The sequence below is a fragment of the Streptomyces sp. NPDC048288 genome (assembly GCF_043201555.1).
GTDB lineage: Bacteria > Actinomycetota > Actinomycetes > Streptomycetales > Streptomycetaceae > Streptomyces.
The window spans coordinates 23,570-40,193 of sequence record NZ_JBICZD010000018.1; the positions used below are offsets into that span (position 1 = coordinate 23,570).

The following is a 16,624-nucleotide window of genomic DNA, read 5'->3' on the forward strand; positions in this document are numbered from 1 at the left end:
GTCTCTTCCTGCCGGAACCGGCGCCGTCTGTCACCCTCGACGCCTCACCGACCACGCTAGGAGGCGATATCCCCAGATCCGGTGGTACCGGGGGCCGATCCACGTCCGCGGGGTCGTACCGCGGTACTACGGGCCGCTACTCCTCCGTGCTCACCTCCCGGTTCGCGTCCGGACCGGCCAGGGCCCGGCGGGAACGGACGCCGCCCGGACGGACCGGCGGGCCCGGCCTTTGAGTACGGCGGGGAGCACGAGCGCGGCGACGGCGGATACGACCCCGGCGAGAACCAGACCGGCCCGGGCCCCGAAGGCGTCGGACACCAGCCCGGTGAGCGGGGCGCCGACGGGCGTGCCGCCGAGGAGGACGACGAAGTAGACGGACATGACGCGGCCTCGCAGGTGCGGGGCGGCGTGGAGTTGAGTGAGGGCGTTGGCGGTGGTGGTCACGGTCACGGCGGCGAAGCCGGTGGGGACCAGCAGGGCGGCGAAGGTGCCGTAGCCGGGCATCAGACCCAGCGCGGTCTCCAGCGCTCCGAAGACGACCGTGGTGGTGACGAGGCGCCGGGTGCCGGGCGGGTTCCCGCGGGTCGCCGCGTGTATCGCGCCGACGAGGCTGCCCGCGGCGTAGGCGGCGGAGAGCCAGCCGAAGGCGGCGGCGCCCGAGTGGAGGACCGTGATCGCCACGAGCGAGAGGGTGACCTGGAAGTTGAGGCCGAAGGTGCCGACGAAGGCGATGAGACTGATCGGCAGGAGGAGGTCGGGGGTGGTGGTGATGGCGTGGAAGGCGTCCCGCAGCCGCGCGGAGCGAGGGCGGGGCCGACCGTGGTCCTCCGGCTCGTCTGGCTCGTTCGGTTCGTCCGGCTCGTTCGGCTCGTCCGTGCGGATGGTGGCCAGGCCGTACAGGACGGCCAGGTACGAGGCGGCGTTCACGAGGAAGACGGGGCCCGTGCCGAAGGCGGCGACGGTCAGGCCCGCGAGGGCGGGGCCGAGGATGCGGGCCAGGTTGAACTGGGCGGAGTTCAGGCTGACCGCGGTGGCCACGTGCTCCCGGGAGACCAGTTCGCAGATGTACGCGTTGCGGGCCGGGCTGTCCACGGCGGTGGCGGTGCCGAGGGCGAAGGCCAGCGCGTAGACGGCGAGCAGGCTCACCGTCCCGGTGACCGTCAGCAGTCCGAGCAGGACGGACTGCGCCGCCATGGCCGTCTGGGTCAGGAGCAGGATCCGCCGCTTCGGGCAGCGGTCGGCGAGGACGCCTCCGGTCAGGCCGAACAGGGCCTGGGGCAGGAACTGCAGCGCGGTCACGATGCCGACCGCGCTGCCGCTGTCGCCGGTGAGGTGGAGGACGAGCAGGTCCTGGGCGGCGCGCTGCATCCAGGTGCCGATGTTGGAGGTCAGCTGGCCGAGCAGATAGCGCCGGAAGGACCGGACGGCAAGGGCGGCCCGCAGCCGGGAGCCCTCGCTCATGAGCGCCGATGGGCGTACGTGCGCTCGGCGGGCGCCGGTGCTTCCGGTGCTGCCGGTGCTCCGTCGATGTGGTGGAAGGTCGGGTGCGGGTGCATGAGGAAGGAGTGGTGGGAGATGTTCCAGGCGTAGGCGCCGGCCATGGCGAAGGCGACCCGGTCGCCGACGCGGAGCCGTTCGACCATGATCCGGTCGGCCAGGACGTCCTTGGGCGTGCACAGCTGTCCGACCAGTGTCACCGGTTCGTCGCGGACCTCCGGGCGTTCCCAGGACCGTGGCCAGACGTCGTCGGGAATCACCTCGAAGGGCTGGTCGTGCTGTTTCGCGGCCGGGGTGCGCAGGTGATGGGTACCGCCGCGGAGTACGGCGAACGCGTGCCCGCGGCTGAACTTGATGTCCAGGACCTGGGTGACGTACCAGCCGCAGTACGCCGTGACCGAGCGGCCGGGTTCGATCCGGAGGGTGAGGCGCGGGTGGCGGGTGAGGATCCGGCCGAGCCCGGCGCCGAAGGCGCGCCAGTCGAACACCCTGGGCGGGTGCGTGTAGTCGACGCCCATTCCGCCGCCGACGTTGACCTCGGACAGGTCGATCCCGCGGTCACCGGCCCACGTGCCGGCCCAGGCCAGGATCTTGTCGACGAGGGAGAGCTGGGGCCGGGCCTGGAGTCCGCTGGCCAGGTGGACGTGGAGACCGCGCAGCCGGATGCCCGGGGCGGACGCCAACACCTCCAGGCAGCGGTCCAGTTGGACGGGATCCATGCCGAACGGACCGCCGCCCATGGCCAGAGCGACCTGGCCCACGTCGACGGGCAGGTTGACCCGCAGCAGGACGTCCACGGTCCGGTCGCCCGACAGGCTGCTGAGCAGGCGCAGTTCGTGTTCGCTCTCGATGTGCAGGCGCTCGACTCCCGCGTCCAGGGCCCGGATCAGCTCGCCCGGTGTCTTGCCGGGGCCGCCGAAGGCGATCGGTGCTGCTGGGACGAGCGAGCGGACGTGGTCGAGTTCGCCGCCGGAGGCGACCTCGAACCCGTGGACGTGCTCGGCGAGGGTCCCGAGGATCCGGGGGTCGGAGTTGGCCTTGGCCGCGTACAGCAGCTCGACGCGTTCCGGCAGGGCGGCGCGGATCGCCCGCACGTGCTCGCGCAGGTCCGAAAGGTCGTATACGTAGGCGGGCAGGTCGTCGTCGGGCAGCCCGGCGGCGAGGTCGTGCGTCGCGGGCCTCATCGGACCACCTCGCGGGGGAAGTCCGCGCCGAGCGGGCTGGGCAGCGGGACGTAGGTGGCGTGCCGGTCGGCCTTGCGGGACCAGCGCAGCAGCAGGTTGGCCTTGGCGGGCAGCGGTACCCCGGACAGCAGGGCACGCAGCCGGGGCGGTTCGGCGGCGGTGCGCGCGTAGGCGTCCAGGTGGTCGCGGACCAGGCCCCACAGGGCGGGTTCCAGCGTGGGGTCGAGGTCGGCCAGGGCGCCGAGGACCTCGGCGGTGTGGTTAACCAGGAGGCAGTAGGCGACCCGGTTCCAGCCGCGTTCGGGATCGTAGGTGAGGGCGTCGCGGACGTCGTCGGGCAGGTCGCGCAGAGCGTGTTCGTGGTGCCCGGGCAGGATCTTGGTGCCCTCCAGGTCGCGGAAGAACATCTGCGCCGGGGTGCCGTCGGCGCGCACCCCGACGACGACGTTCTGCAGATGGGGTTCCAGGACCACGCCGTGCTCGAAGTAGGCGGCGAGGACCGGGGGCAGCAGGAGCCGCAGGTACCCGTCCCACCAGGCCAGGACGTCCCCGTCGGCGCGGGCGAGCAGATGGGAGACGTGGGCGGTGCCGGTCGGGTACTCGTCGGCCACCGCGGCGGCGAGCAGCGGCGTCACCCCGGGCAGCAGGTGCCGGCGCAGGCCGGAGCGGACGACTACGCCGAGGCCCTCCAGGAGGTCCGTGTCGCCGGTGTCGAGAGTGCGGTAGCCGGGCTCGGCCAGGAGTACGCAGCCCGGGAAGCGGACGGCGAGCGCGGCGAAGAGCGGCCGGAGCAGGCGGTCGAGCGCGACGCCTCCGGTCAGCTCGTAACGTGCGTGTTTGCGGACGCAGTTGGTGAGGCGGACGTTCAGGCTGAACTTGAGGAAGGTGTCGGCGTCGGGGTCGTAGAGGGTGCGCACCGACGCGGTCGGCGCCAGCTCCGGCCCGCTCACCCCCGTGTCGACGACGTCGCCGGCGGCCATCGCCGCGCGCAGCCGGACGTGGTCCCGCAGCATCCGGTACTGCCAGGGGTGCACCGGCAGTACCGCGAACCCGGGGTCGACGGGCGGGTGCAGCGCGTCCAGCTCCCCCAAGTCGCCCTCCTCGCGCACGAGAGAGCGGCGCACGGCGAGACGGCGCAGGCGGAAGCGGGCACCGGTCTCCGGCCCGTACGCCAGCCAGTCCTCCGGGTTGCCGGTGCGGGCCTTGGGAGTGGGGTGGAAGCGATGCCCGAACACCAGTGACTGCTCCGAGGCCACGTAGGGGTCGGCGTGCGGTGTGGCGTCGGCCCGCTCCGTCAGCGCGGTGTGGATGGTCTCCCGGCTGTCCGCCACCTGGCCGAGGAACTCCTCGTTCGCGACCCCCGTACGCAGTTCCAGTTCGTCCCGGACATGACCGGCCAGCTCCCGCCAGCCCACGGTCACCCAGGTGCCGTCGTCGAGCCGCTGCACCGGGCCCCGGAAGCGGTGCGCGCCGATCAGGGACACCCGGCGCAGCCGGGAGCGCAGCAGGATGCCCCGGCGGGGCAGCCGGAGCAGGAGGAGGTCGCCGTCGACCGTCACCTGGTGTTCGGGGGCGGACACCTCACGGATCAGGCAGTTGAGCAGCGTGTGGGCGGTGACGGAATCGGCGAGTTCGGTTTGCTCGGCGGGCGATGCGGTCGGGACGGCGGGCGACGCGGTCGGGGCGGTGGTGACGCTGGCGGTAGCACTGGTGGTCATGCGGTCGCTCCAGGTAACAGGGAGGCAGGGCTGGGGAGTTGACACAGAGGCTCGGCGGCACAGCGGCAGGCATCGGCCGGTTCGGAGTTCAGCGGCACCGCGCGAGCGGGTTGGGGAGCGGCGTCCACCGGGCCTTGCCCGGGTCGTCGGCCAGGCGCATCGCGATGGTCGCCTTCAGCGGGATCGTGTCCCCGAAGAGCGCCGCCTCGTCCTCGTGGCCGTCCGGCAGGCCGGCGAGGACCCGGCGGGCGACCTCGGCCACCACGCCCCACAGCGCCCGGGGTTCGACGCCGTGGGTCCGGGCGAGGACGTGGACCAGTTCGCTGAAGACCCCGCTGACCAGCCCCCCGAAGAGCTTGGTGTGCAGGGCGGCCACGTCGTCCCCCGCGCGGGTGCCGAGCAGCGGCGGCAGCGGGAAGCCGCAGCGGGCCAGGCGGCGCGGGCTGACCCGCACGCCGTCCAGATCCCGGTACAGCACCCTGACCGGCCGCCCGTCCCGCAGGACGACCAGGGTGTTCTGGCCGTGCGCCTCCAGGGCCACGCCCATGGACAGCAGCGTCAGCGCGGGCGGCAGGACGAGCCCGGCGAAGTCGGCCAGCCAGCGCACCGGGTCTCCCGACACCACGGCCGCTCCGGTCGCCTGGACGGCGGTGAGCGGAACCGCGATCTCCCCGGTGTCGAGGTGGCACTCCGTCGACTCCCGGACCATCGCCGCGAGGCTCGCGGAGGGCTCCCCGGCCACGCACACCGCGCCGCCGCCCAGCTCACGCAGGACGCGCAGGCTGTCGCCGTATCCGGCCTTGTCGACGAGGGCCGAGACCAGGTCGGACAGCGGGGGGCCGTCGGCGACCTCGGCCGGGGAGATGGTGCGCCGGTAGTTGGTGACCTGCACGTCGAGTGCCGTCTTGAGGTGGCAGCCGGGCAGGACACCCAGCGGTGCCAGGGTGCGCAGCGACAGCAGCGGCCGGGACGGGACGGTCTCCTCCGCGACGGCCAGGTCGCGGTGGTGCGCGAGCACGTGGTCCCGCTGCCAGGGGTGAAGCGGCATCAGGATCGTGTCGCCGTCCCGCAGGTGCCGCGGCCAGGTTCCGGCTCCCCGCCAGCGGTCGGCCGGGACACGCAGCAGCGCCAGCCGGACGACGGGGTGGTGTTCGGGAGCGTAGGCGAGTACGTCGGCGATCGACATGCCGGTCCGCGTGCGACAGCAGGGATGCTGCGGATGGCCCTCGGTCACCGCCTGCTCGGCGTCGGCCGAGTCGGCCGGAAGGGCCGCCCCGCCGGGGTTCGCGGCCCTGGCCAGGGCCAGGTTGACCACGCTGTTGTCGAGTTCCGCCCGAAGGCGCTCCGCGGCGGGGGTGCCCAGGCCGAGCTGCGCCAGCAGCTCGGCAGGCTCGCTGATCGGTCCGTCGGGCCCGGACACGGCGAAGTCCTCGGGTACCTCGGCGAACGGCCGCGCGCAGGACTCGGCCGCCGAGAGCACGCCGCCCCGCCGCAGCTCGACCACCAGGGCACCGGAATCTCGGCGGTGCCCCGCCACTCCGGGCAGCGGTTCTCGTACGAGGGCTCCCCACAGGCGGGCCAGGACGCTCGCGCGTGCTCCCGGGAGCGCGGTCGTGAAGGGCTCTGCCAAGTCCGGGCGCACACGGCGCAGTTCGTCAAGTGGTGGTCGTTCCATGGGCATGGGGAGTCCCGGGTGCTTGTGGGGGGGGAGGCGCTGGCCGGGCGGCGCCCAGGTGGCGCCGACCGTGCAACCGACGCTAGGAGAGCGCCGTCAAACGGATGGCCAGGGGAATCACAGCGGGCCCATCCGGTGCCCCCCTGGAGAAGCGATTCGCCGTGCGGCGTTCCGGTGGCTTCCAGGGCGGTCGGTCCGTTCGGTACGGCCGCCCGTTAGACATGTTTTCGAGCGCTGTCGGCGCGATCGCACCGGCCGACGGCCCTCACCGTGTTCGAAGGCCTTGGCTCTTTCCTTGATCCACGCTGGGCATCGCCTGGATGTCGCTGTCTCACCGCGTGTCGGCGGTTACGCCATTCGTGGTGCACGCGGTTGACCGGGAAGGCGAGGATCACCGAGTCGGGGGAGCTTACGGCGTTTGCGCCGCGCGCTCCGGCCGGCGTCTGTGAGCCTTTCGGCATGCGTGTCTTGCTGATCGAGGACGACGACGGGGTGGCCGGACCGTTGGCGGAGGGGCTGCGCCGTTTCGGATTCACCGTGGAACACGCCGGAACCGGGGCCGACGGCCTCGCCGCCCCCGAGGCACAGATGGTGCTGCTGGACCTGGGGCTGCCCGACATGGACGGCATCGACGTCTGCCGTGCGCTCCGCGCCCGTTCCGCGGTTCCGATCATCATGATCACGGCCAGGGACGACGAGGTGGACCGGGTGCTCGGCCTGGAACTGGGCGCGGACGACTACGTCTCCAAGCCGTTCGGCGTGCGCGAACTCGTCGCCCGGATCCGGGCCGTCACCCGCCGCGCCCGGCCCGTGGCACCGGACACCTGCCGCACGGAACCGCGCCCCTCGGACGGCCCGACACCACTCGGAATCCCCGACGTCCAGCGGATCGGGCCGCTGACCATCGACCGCCGCACCCGGCAGGTGCGCCTGCACGAGTCGCCCGTCGCCCTCGCTCCCAAGGAGTTCGACCTGCTCACCTGCCTGGCGGAAGATCCCGGGGCCGTCTGCACCCGTCGGCAGATCCTCGACACGGCGTGGGAACCGAACTACTTCGGTCCCACCAAGACCCTGGACGTCCACATCGCCGCGCTGCGCCGCAAGCTCGGTGACTCCTCCTGGATCGAGAACATCCGGGGCATCGGTTTCCGGCTGGTGCTCCCCGCACACGCCGATCCCGCGTCCGCCGGACCTTCGCCGCACGGCGGAGGGCCCCGGTGACGCGCCGCCTCCTGCTCAGCCACCTCAGTCTCATACTGCTCGTCCTGCTCGCGCTCGAAGTGCCGTTCGGCGTCTTCTACGGACGCAGCGAACTGTCACGCTTCTCCCACGCGGCCCAGCAGAGCGCGATGACGCTCGCCGCGGTCTGCGAGGAGAAGATGGAGCACGGTCTGTCGGCCGACCTCCCGGACGTGGCCCGGGCCTACGGGCGGCGGACCCACAGCCGGGTGCTCGTCACCGGGCACACGGGCACTGTCCTGATCGACACCGCCGCCCGAGCCAGGGCCGGCGAGGATCTCTCCGCCGAGCGGGACATCTCCAGCGCGCTGCGCGGTCACCCCGCCGTCGTCACCGGGGATGCCTCCGGCCCGGGCGAGGAACTCCTCTTCGTCACCGTTCCCGGTGGCTCCGCCGCCACCGTCCCCTGTGTCGTGCGGACGGAGTACGCGCTGGGTCCGCTCCGGGCCAGGGTCCACGCGGTCTGGATGGTCCTCGGTGTCGTCGGGCTGGGCGTCCTGGCCACCGTTTCCCTGATCGGCTTCGCTCTGGCCCGCTCCATCACCCGCCCCGTCCAGGCCCTGGAACGCGCCACCGCGCAACTCGCGGAAGGCCGGATCACCGACCCGCCGGCCACCGACCACGGGCCGCCGGAACTACGCCGACTGGCCGCGTCGTTCACCAGTACCGCGACCCGGCTGCAGCATCTGCTCCAGGCGCAACAGGCGTTCTCCTCCGAGGTGTCGCACCAGCTGAAGACGCCCCTCACAGCACTGCGGCTGCGCCTGGAGAACTTCGAGCCGCACCTCGCCCCCTGCGCCCGGGACAGCCTCGACAAGGCGCTCGGGGAGACGGAACGGCTCAGCCGGGTGGTCCAGGGGCTGCTCGCGCTCGCCCGGCTGGAGGTCTCCGCGACCAGACCGGTGGCGGTGGATCTCGACGTCGTCGTCGCCGATCGCGCGGCCGTCTGGGCGGCCTTCGCGGACGAGCAGCACGTCGGCATCGACGTCGCCGTGGCCACCGGCGCCCAGGTGTGGACGGTCCCCGGAGCCCTGGAGCAGATCATCGACAACCTGCTCTCCAACGCGCTGCGCTTCTCCCCGCCGGGAACGGCCGTCAGGCTGGCGACCGTCACGCCCCGGCGGGACGGCGGCCGCACACCGCTCATGGCCGAGCTGCATGTGATCGACCAGGGCCCCGGCATGGCCGAGGCGGACCGCGTCCGCGCCTTCGAACGGTTCTGGCGGGCCACCGACGCCGACCACGACGGCACGGGCCTGGGCCTGCCGATGGTCCGGCAACTCGCCCACGCCGCCGGCGGCGAGGTCACCCTGGAGGCGGCCCCCGACGGCGGACTCGACGCCGTCGTCCGCCTCCGGCGCGCCGAGAGCGCTCCGCACCGGGAGCGATCGGCGCCCCTCTCGGAACGTCGGCATCACCCTGCCACGCCCCCGCCGGGCCAGACGCGGACAGGCGAGCCCAAGGCCGTCCGCAGCGCGGCTCACCAGCGGCAGACACGCAAGTAAGGGTAGCCTTCCTTATTCGTCTACATGTATGTAGACTCAGCGGCGACCACACCCTCCGCGGCCCGCCGCGCGAAGGGCGTCCGGTCGTTCCACGTCCACCGCCCACCGTCCGCCGCCTGGGATGCCGGTCGCTCCGAAGCCATGACACCGCTGACAGCCGCACGCGACAGAGGCTCTCGCCTCCTGCCGAGCAGGCGCGGACGGAGGAGATGATGTACGACTCCAAGAGGCCCGACGGGCAGGTCGCGGAGGAGACCACGACCCAGCCCGACCGGGTGGTGCAATGGCTGACCAGCCGGCTGGAGGTCGAGCAGGCACTGCAGGCCCCCCTGGGCGGAGTGCCGCGCGAGCGGGACGACCGCATCGCGCGGATGGCGGACGTACTGCAGGCGACGGCGCAGGGACTCGGGCTGCCGGCGGCCGCCGTGTGGGCAGGCATCCCGGAACACGTACTGGCCAACTGGCTGGCGAACGACGCGGACTTCTCGGCCGCCGTCGAGTCGGCGACGGCCCTGGCCAGCGCCCATGGCCTACGGCAGGGCAAGAGCCGGACCCCGGCGGCGATCCGCGTCCTGCTGGTGGCCCTCATCTCGGGAACGGCGTGGCATACCGCGGCCGAACTCGCCGGCTTCACGGCGCATCAGTTCCGCCTGCTCAAGAGGGACTCCCCCGAGCTTGTCGCCCTCGCGAACTCGGCCCGACGCGCGCGACCGCACAGGCCGACGCACTTCGTGCCGAACTCCCGCAGACCCCGACGGCCGGGCGAGACGAAAACCACTACGAGTTTCCGCCTCGTCCGACGTGCCGATCAGTAGGTCCACCGGAGGCCGGCGACACCACTTTCCTCACTCACCGTCTCTCTTACGAACGAGCCCACTTCGATGCACCTCGGCCACCAACTGCGCTCGGCTTCTCACATCGAGCTTCGCCATGGCACGCGTGATGTGCGTCTTGACGGTGAAATGCGAGACGATCAACCGGCTGGATATGGCCTTGTTGTCCAGCCCGAGTGCCGCGAGCGAGACCACTTCGCGTTCTCTCGGGGTGAGTTCGCTCCACAACTGCGCGATGTCGTCGCCCGATCCCGACGGAATGACGGGAAACAGTTTGTCGAGCACGCATCGCGTTGCGGCAGGAGACAGATGGGCCTCACCACGCGCCACCGCCCTTACCGCCTCGACCAGTGTTTCCGTCTGCGCGTCCCTTTCCAGGAACCCGCGGACTCCGGAATTGAGGGCCCCGAGCACGGATTCGTCCGCGGCCGAGTCGGCCAGCATCATCGTGTACACATGAGACAGCTCGCCGCTTCTGACAATCTGACGAGCTATCTCGATTCCGTCCATGCCCTCGCTCCGAGCATGAATGAGGACGACGTCCGGATGCAGATCGTGAGCGAGGCGAACACTCTCCACGCCGCTTGCGACTGCCGCGACGACCTGGATGTCCGGCGTATTTTCGAACAGTTCACGGATACGGGAGTGTACGGAGGTCGGCCCGCCGGCCAGCAGTACACGCAGCACCATTCACATCCTCGCCGAACATCCAAAGAAGAGCCTGCAGTTGGGGTGCACATGTACCCTGGTCTGCGAAGATGACCGACCGAGGGCACACCAGTCGCGCCCCTCCTCGGGGAAGAGCAATCAAGCCGTCTACAAATCTGTAAACGGTCTACAACACTGTAGTCGACAGTTGGGGTGAATGGATAGGTGACTGCCGAAGAAGGCACGTTTCCCAGCCTCACGGCACGAGGGCCGGTACGAGATCCTGCTCCGCTCCGGGACGCCTGTTGCTGACTCCACTCTTTCTCGTGCCGCTTGTACTGCCGTTCCTGCTGGGCCCGGTGACGGATCGTGTTCTGGCCCGGACTCGGCCGACAACCGCTCTGTGGATACTCACGGTCAGTTCGGCGGTTCTCGCTCTGGCCTGTGCCGTCTCCCTCGGCGCGCTGGTGATGACCGGCCTCTATCTGCTGCCGGCCTTCGCCCATCTCCATCACTTCGTCAGCCATCTGTGCACGCCTTCGGCACATCTCATGGCCGGAATGGCCGTCCTGGCGGCCTGCGCTCTCGCCATCGGCGGGGTGCGCCTCGGTTATTCGGCGGTGCGCCACGGCCGTACGCTGCGGGCGACCCGGCGAAAGGTCGCCGGACTTCCCGTCGTCGGCGATCTCTGCATCATCGACTCGCCGCGGCCCGACGCGTATGCCCTGCCGGGGCGCGTCGACCGGATCGTCGTGACCGCGGGAATGCTGCGCTGTCTGCGGGCGGCCGAGCGGGAGGCCCTCTTCGCCCATGAACGAGCGCATAATTCCGGACGGCATCACTACTTTCTCGCCATTGCGGAAATCTCGGCGCATTGCCATCCGGCGCTGCACCAGGTCCGCGCCGGGATCCGGCTCGCCGCGGAACTGGCGGCCGACGAGGCGGCGGCCCGGGTGGTCGGGGACCGCAGGCTGGTCGCCGTCGCCGTGGCCCGGGCCGCCTTGGCCGGTCATGACGCCGGCCCCACGACACGGCCCTATCTGACGCTCGGCGCCGCGACCGAGCCCGTGTCGCACCGTGTCGCCACACTCCTTGAGCCTTCGGCGCCGCCTGCCACCCGATACTCACGCCTGCTCGCGGTCGTCATGGCCCTGGTCGTCGCGCTGTCGGCGAGCGCGACGGTGGCGGGCGTGCTCCACCTGCGGCACGAAGTGGGTGAGGCGCAGGGAGTCATACCGCGCTGACCACCCGCACCGTGGGCGCGGGCCGTTCAGGTGGGCGCGAGGTTCGCGGAGAGCAGCTCGCGCGTCGCCGAGTGCTGCGGAGCGGCGAAGACATCCGCGGTGGACCCGGACTCCACGATGCGGCCGGAGGCGAGAACCGTGATCGTGTCGGTGCGCTCCCGGACCAGTGCGAGGTCGTGGCTGATGACCACGAGGGTCAGGGAGCGCTCCCGACGCAGTCCGTCCAGCAGATCCATCACGGCGTCTCCCGTGGCCGGATCGAGTGCGGAAGTGATCTCGTCGCAGACGAGGATGTCCGGCTCGGCGGCCAACGCCCGCGCGATCGCCACCCGTTGGCGCTGGCCGCCGGACAGCTCGTGCGGGTAGCGGCCCGCGAAGTCCCCCGGGAGCCCGACGAGTTCCAGCAGCTCCCGCACCGAGCCGTCGGCAGTGCCGGCATTGGCTCTCCGGTGGATACGCAGGGGCCTGGCCACGGACGAGCCGACCGTGCGGCTGGGATTGAGCGCACCAAGGGGGTCCTGGGTGATCAGTTGGATCCGGCGCCGCTGTTCCCTGCTGCGGCGCCGGACGGTGGCGGGCAGCTCCACGCCGTCGAGCCGTATGGTGCCCGACCGGCGTTTCCGCAGGCCGACGAGCGTGCGGGCGAGCGTGGTCTTGCCGCATCCGGAGGCGCCGACGACGGCCGCGACCGACCCTTCGGCCACCGACAGCCGAATATCTGTCAGCCCCGGCCGACCGCCGGTCCCTCGGTCCGAGAACGGCACGCTGAGATCCCGAACATCGAGGACGGGCCCAGGCGTCGCGGCCGTGTGCGGCGGGACGGATCGCTCGTCCCGAGGACGCGGCGCCCGTGCGGGGCGGACCCCGTCGGCGGTCAGGTGTACGGCGTCGTCCGCCAGCCTCGCCACGACGTCGGGGTCATGGGAGGAGAAGGCCAGGGCGAGCCGCCGTTCACGCGCGAGGGTGCGCAGCAGCTCGGTGATCTCGTCGCGGAGCACCGGGTCCAGGCCCGCCGTAGGTTCGTCGAGCAGGAGCAGCCGGGGCCGTTTCGAGAGGGCGCGGGCGAGCGCGACGCGACGCAGCTGGCCGCCCGAGAGCTGTCCTGGCCGCCGGGCCATGAAGTCCCGGTCACCGGGCAGCCGGACGGCGTCCAGGAGTTCGGTGACGGCGGCGGAGGCCCGGTCCGCGCTCAGCTCGGACAGGAGCGTGCGGATCCGCAGCCGTGGATTGAGCAGTGAAGCGGGGTCCTGGCCGACGTAGGCGATCTCGGCGCTGCGGATCTCACGGCGCGCGGTCTCGTCGGCCGCGAACATGTCGTGCCCGAGCACCTCGACCGTGCCGCCCGAGCGGGTCGTGTCATGGGGCAGGTGGCCGAGGAAGGCCCGCAGCAACGTGGTCTTGCCCGCTCCCGAAGGGCCCGTGACGGCGACGATGCGCCCTGGCCGCAGGCTGAGCGAGGTCGCTGCCAGGAGGTGTCGCCCGTCCGCCGCAACGACGCCGAAATCGCGTGTCGTGGCGACGGGTTCCTCGCTGTCCGTCTTCCGGTTGGGGTGACTCACAGCAGCGTTGCCGCCTTTCGGCCGGTTCTCGGGGCCAGGGCGGCCGCCGCGAGGTTGACGCTCAGTGCCAGCAGGCCCACGGCCGCGCTCGGGGCGATGACGGCCCAGGGGTTGAGCAGGATGCCCGAGGAGTTCTCCCGGATCATCAACGCCCAGTCGGCGGCCGGTGGTTGGGGCCCGACCTGGAGGAATCCGGCCATGGAGACGACGTAGACCGCCTCCACGAAGCGCAGCCCGAGGAGGGCGAGCAGGGTGGCCCGCAGGTTGGGCAGCACTTCGCGGACCACGAGGAACCAGAGGCGTTCGCCGCCGGCGGCGGCCGCCTCCACATAGCCGGACGCGGCCACGGGCGCCGCCGCGTTGGCGGTGAGCCGGACGGCGTACGGGAACCCCAGGACGACCGCGGCCAGGATCACGGCGAGCCGTCCGCCGCCGGGCCAGGAGAGGGCGACCAGCATGACGCCGAGGACGGCGGGCAGGAGGATCAGCAGGTCGGCGGCGCGTTCCACCAGGCGACCGACGGCGGGCCGCAGGGCTCCGATCGTGCCGACCACCGCGGCCGACGCCGTCACCACCACGGCGATGAGCAGGGCGGACAGGACGAGTTCACGGCCGCCCGCGAGCAGTCTGCTGAGGACGTCGCGGCCGAGTTGGTCGCCGCCCAGCGGCGCCCCGTGGCCGGGTGCGGCGAACGGCATGGTGACGGGCTCGTCGACGGCGTGCGGGGTGAGCCAGGGGCCGACGAGCGCCAGCAGGACGAGCAGGACGGCCGGTGTCACCCGCAGCAGGACCGCGCGGGTCGGGGCGCTCATCGGCCACCTGCCGTCAGCCGGTCGCGGACGAGGTCCGCGCCCAGCAGTACGACGGTGATCGCCGCGCCGGCCAGTGCCGTCACGCCGGCGATCACCGGGGTGTCCCGGTCGGCGACCGAGGCGGACAGGACCACGCCGATCCCCGGGTAGTTGAAGACGGTCTCCACGGCGACCGCCCCGCCCAGGAGCACTCCCGAGGAGGTGGCGATGCCGGTGGCGATGGTCGGGAGGGCTCCGGGCAGGACGTGGCGCAGCAGCACGCGGCCCGGTGGGAGGCCGTCCAGGACGGCGGCCTCGACGTAGGGCGCGCGGGCCTCGTCGGCGAGGGCGGCGCGGGCGATGCGCGTGTTCCAGCCGGTCTGCGGGATGGTCAGGGCCAGGGTGGGGAGGATCAGCATGGTCCAGGAGGCCGGGGTGCCGTCGCTGCCGGTGAGGGTGACGGCGGGCAGCCAGCCGGTCCACAGGGACAGCACCAGGACGAGTCCGACGGCGACCACGAACTCCGGGACGGCGAAGACCGCGGTCGAGACGTTGGTGACGGTCCGGTCGAGGAGTCCCTCGGGCCGCAGCGCCGCCCAGGAGGCGAGCGTCACCGACAGGACGGCGGTCAGCAGCAGGGCGGTGCCGCTGAGCACCAGGGTGTTGGGGAACGCGGTGGTGAGCAGGCCGGTGACCGGTTCACCGTGGGCGGAGGTGCCTAGGTCGCCGGTGGGCAGGCCGGACATCCAGTCCCAGAAGCGTTCCAGGACCGGTCTGTCCAGGCCGAGTTCATGGCGGCGAGCGGCCAGGTCCGCGGCGCTCTCGCCGCGTTCCGAGGTGGCGCTCGCCGCGTCGCCGGGCAGCAGTTCCACGCCTGCGAAGACCACGGCGAGGAGTGCCGCAAGCAGCAGAGCTCTTCTGAGCAGGACGAGACCGACGCGGGCCACAACGGCCCACGCCTGTCCGACCCTTGGCGCCGCCATCGCCGGCAGCGCCCCGGTTTCCGTGCTCAACTGGCCAGCCACGCCTTCTCCAGCTGCACGCGCCCGTAGCCGGGCAGCGTGGGAAGCCCGCGGACCTTCGCGGCGGCGAGGTCGACGCCGTCCGCCATGCCCCACAGGAGATAGCCGGAGCTGTCGTACTCGATCTGCTGCATGTCCCCCAGCCGGGCGGTGCGTTCGGCGGTACCGGCGGTGCCGATGGCCTTCTCGTACGCCGCGTCGAAGGCGGTGTCCTTCCAGCCGGCCTCGTTCTGGCCGCTGTCGGAGACCATCGTCTTGCTGGCGAAGAAGACCACCGAGTCGTTGGTGCCCCAGTAGGTGGTGTAGAGGTCGCCCTTGAGCCAGGTCTTGTCCCAGAAGACCGCGGACTCCTGCTTGACCACCTTCACCTTGACGCCGGCCTCGCGGACCTGGGTGGCGAACAGGGTGGCCGACTCGGCGAGCCCGGCGATGTCCTCGGTGGTGAGGATCTCGTAGGTCCTGGAGGTGTCGAACCCGGCTTCCTTCAGGAGCTGCTTGGCCTTGGCCAGGTCGCGGGCGCGCTGCGGGATGCTCTTGGCGTAGGCGGGGTCGCCGGTGCCGAGGATGTCGTTGGCGACGCTCCCGTAGCCGGACAGCACCTGTTCGACCATGGCCTTGCGGTCGACGGCCAGGCGCAGCGCCTCGCGCACCTTGGGGTCGGCGAAGGGCCCGTCGGCCGTGCGCATCACGATGGGCATGGCCATGTCGTTGGGGCGGCGGACCCGCTGGATGTCGCTGCGCGTCTCGGCGGTGCGGGCCGCGACGGCGCCGGCGTTGGAGGCGAGGTCGATCTGGCCCGCGAGCAGGGCGTTGGCCATGGCCTGGGGGCTCTCGAAGATCTTCACCTCGATGGCGTCGAGGTACACGTCCCCGCCGTACCAGTCGTCGTTGCGGACGAGGCGGGCGTTGCCGCCGCGGAACCAGTCGAGCTTGAACGGGCCGGTGCCGGGCGCCTTGGCGATGTCCTTGTCGGCGGTGCCGTCGGGGACGACGAAGGTGGTCAGGCGGGTGAGCAGGGGAAGTTCGGCGTTGGCGTAGTCGGAGACCAGGACGACCGTGTCGTCGCCGTCGGCGGTGATGTTGGCGGCCTGGATGCCGGGCAGCCGGGAGGCACCGGACGGGGTGGCGCGCAGTCGCTTGAGGGAGAAGACGACGTCGGCCGCGGTGACCGGGGACCCGTCGTGGAACGTGGCGCCCTTGGCCAGGGTGAACCGCCAGGTCTTCAGGTCCTCGGACGCCTTCCAGCTCGCGGCGAGCCGGGGCACGGTGTTGGGCTTGCCGCCGGGCACGGCGAGCGTGTCGTATACGAGGCTGATGATCAGGTAGTCGCTCTCGTTGGCCTGGGTGCCGTGCGGGTCGCGGGTGATGGCGCTCGCGCGGCCGAGGGCCCCGACCCTCAGCGTGCCGCCCTTGCGGGGCTTCGCGCTCGCACCGCCGGTGGCCCCGGTCGACTTGGCGTCACCGCCGCCGCCGCAGGCCGCCAGCAGGGCAGTGACCCCCAAAGCGCCGCCGGCCCACAGCAGTTGGCGTCTCGTCACATCCACGTCGTCCTCGACTTTCAGAAGCGGCATTCATTTACTTAGGTTTGCCTATCCTAAAAATCGGAGCCGGGGCAATACTCCAAGTGGAGTACAGCGCACACGGCGTGAACGCTCTAACTTAGGTGTGGCTTACCTGAGCCGAGCCGGCCCGGCGCGTCACTGGAACGC

At 71.8% G+C, this 16,624-nt stretch carries 13 protein-coding genes; 4 read left to right on the forward strand and 9 right to left on the reverse strand.

The window, feature by feature from the left end; all coding sequences use genetic code 11:
* Positions 1–150: 150 nt before the first annotated feature.
* From ACGFZS_RS43985 to ACGFZS_RS44000, 4 genes are all read right to left on the reverse strand, one after another.
* Positions 151–1,461, reverse strand: a complete 1,311-nt coding sequence (locus ACGFZS_RS43985) for an MFS transporter (protein ID WP_393799855.1) — start codon at positions 1,459–1,461, stop codon at positions 151–153.
* Positions 1,458–2,681, reverse strand: a complete 1,224-nt coding sequence (locus ACGFZS_RS43990) for a type III PLP-dependent enzyme (protein ID WP_393799856.1) — start codon at positions 2,679–2,681, stop codon at positions 1,458–1,460. Before ACGFZS_RS43990 ends, ACGFZS_RS43985 begins: the two co-directional genes overlap by 4 nt.
* Entirely contained in the window at positions 2,678–4,399 is a 1,722-nt protein-coding gene (locus ACGFZS_RS43995; protein WP_393799857.1) for an IucA/IucC family protein, read from the reverse strand. The genes ACGFZS_RS43990 and ACGFZS_RS43995 overlap by 4 nt, the downstream gene beginning before the upstream one ends.
* 88 nt (positions 4,400–4,487) lie before the next feature.
* Positions 4,488–6,029 (reverse strand): IucA/IucC family protein, encoded by a 1,542-nt coding sequence (locus tag ACGFZS_RS44000; RefSeq protein ID WP_393799858.1) that lies wholly within the window; start codon positions 6,027–6,029, stop codon positions 4,488–4,490.
* Between the two features lie 504 nt (positions 6,030–6,533).
* Here ACGFZS_RS44000 and ACGFZS_RS44005 point away from each other — a divergent pair.
* The 3 genes from ACGFZS_RS44005 to ACGFZS_RS44015 all read left to right on the forward strand — a co-directional run bounded on the left by ACGFZS_RS44005 (position 6,534) and on the right by ACGFZS_RS44015 (position 9,633).
* A complete protein-coding gene (locus tag ACGFZS_RS44005; protein ID WP_393799859.1) occupies positions 6,534–7,295 on the forward strand; it encodes a response regulator transcription factor in 762 nt (253 codons plus the stop codon).
* On the forward strand, positions 7,292–8,818 hold the full coding sequence (locus ACGFZS_RS44010) for a sensor histidine kinase (protein ID WP_393799860.1): 1,527 nt from the start codon (positions 7,292–7,294) through the stop codon (positions 8,816–8,818). The genes ACGFZS_RS44005 and ACGFZS_RS44010 overlap by 4 nt, the downstream gene beginning before the upstream one ends.
* A gap of 212 nt (positions 8,819–9,030) precedes the next feature.
* Complete coding sequence (locus ACGFZS_RS44015; protein ID WP_393799861.1) at positions 9,031–9,633, forward strand: hypothetical protein; 603 nt, start codon at positions 9,031–9,033, stop codon at positions 9,631–9,633.
* A gap of 30 nt (positions 9,634–9,663) precedes the next feature.
* Here ACGFZS_RS44015 and ACGFZS_RS44020 read toward each other — a convergent pair whose 3' ends face one another.
* Positions 9,664–10,341 (reverse strand): LuxR C-terminal-related transcriptional regulator, encoded by a 678-nt coding sequence (locus tag ACGFZS_RS44020; protein ID WP_393799862.1) that lies wholly within the window; start codon positions 10,339–10,341, stop codon positions 9,664–9,666.
* Between the two features lie 284 nt (positions 10,342–10,625).
* On the opposite strand from ACGFZS_RS44020, the gene ACGFZS_RS44025 reads away from it, so the two are divergent.
* Entirely contained in the window at positions 10,626–11,543 is a 918-nt protein-coding gene (locus ACGFZS_RS44025; RefSeq protein WP_393799863.1) for a M48 family metalloprotease, read from the forward strand.
* Positions 11,544–11,569: 26 nt separating this feature from the next.
* Here the strand turns inward: ACGFZS_RS44025 and ACGFZS_RS44030 are convergent, their stop codons facing one another.
* The 4 genes from ACGFZS_RS44030 to ACGFZS_RS44045 are packed head-to-tail and all read right to left on the reverse strand — an operon-like array spanning position 11,570 to position 16,486.
* A complete protein-coding gene (locus tag ACGFZS_RS44030; protein ID WP_393799864.1) occupies positions 11,570–13,102 on the reverse strand; it encodes an ABC transporter ATP-binding protein in 1,533 nt (510 codons plus the stop codon).
* Positions 13,099–13,914 (reverse strand): ABC transporter permease, encoded by an 816-nt coding sequence (locus ACGFZS_RS44035; RefSeq protein WP_393799865.1) that lies wholly within the window; start codon positions 13,912–13,914, stop codon positions 13,099–13,101. Before ACGFZS_RS44035 ends, ACGFZS_RS44030 begins: the two co-directional genes overlap by 4 nt.
* Positions 13,911–14,918, reverse strand: coding sequence for an ABC transporter permease (locus tag ACGFZS_RS44040; RefSeq protein WP_393799866.1), 1,008 nt, complete (start codon positions 14,916–14,918; stop codon positions 13,911–13,913). The genes ACGFZS_RS44035 and ACGFZS_RS44040 overlap by 4 nt, the downstream gene beginning before the upstream one ends.
* Positions 14,903–16,486: an ABC transporter substrate-binding protein gene (locus tag ACGFZS_RS44045; RefSeq protein WP_393799867.1), complete on the reverse strand. Its 1,584-nt coding sequence runs from the start codon at positions 16,484–16,486 to the stop codon at positions 14,903–14,905. Before ACGFZS_RS44045 ends, ACGFZS_RS44040 begins: the two co-directional genes overlap by 16 nt.
* Positions 16,487–16,624: the final 138 nt, after the last annotated feature.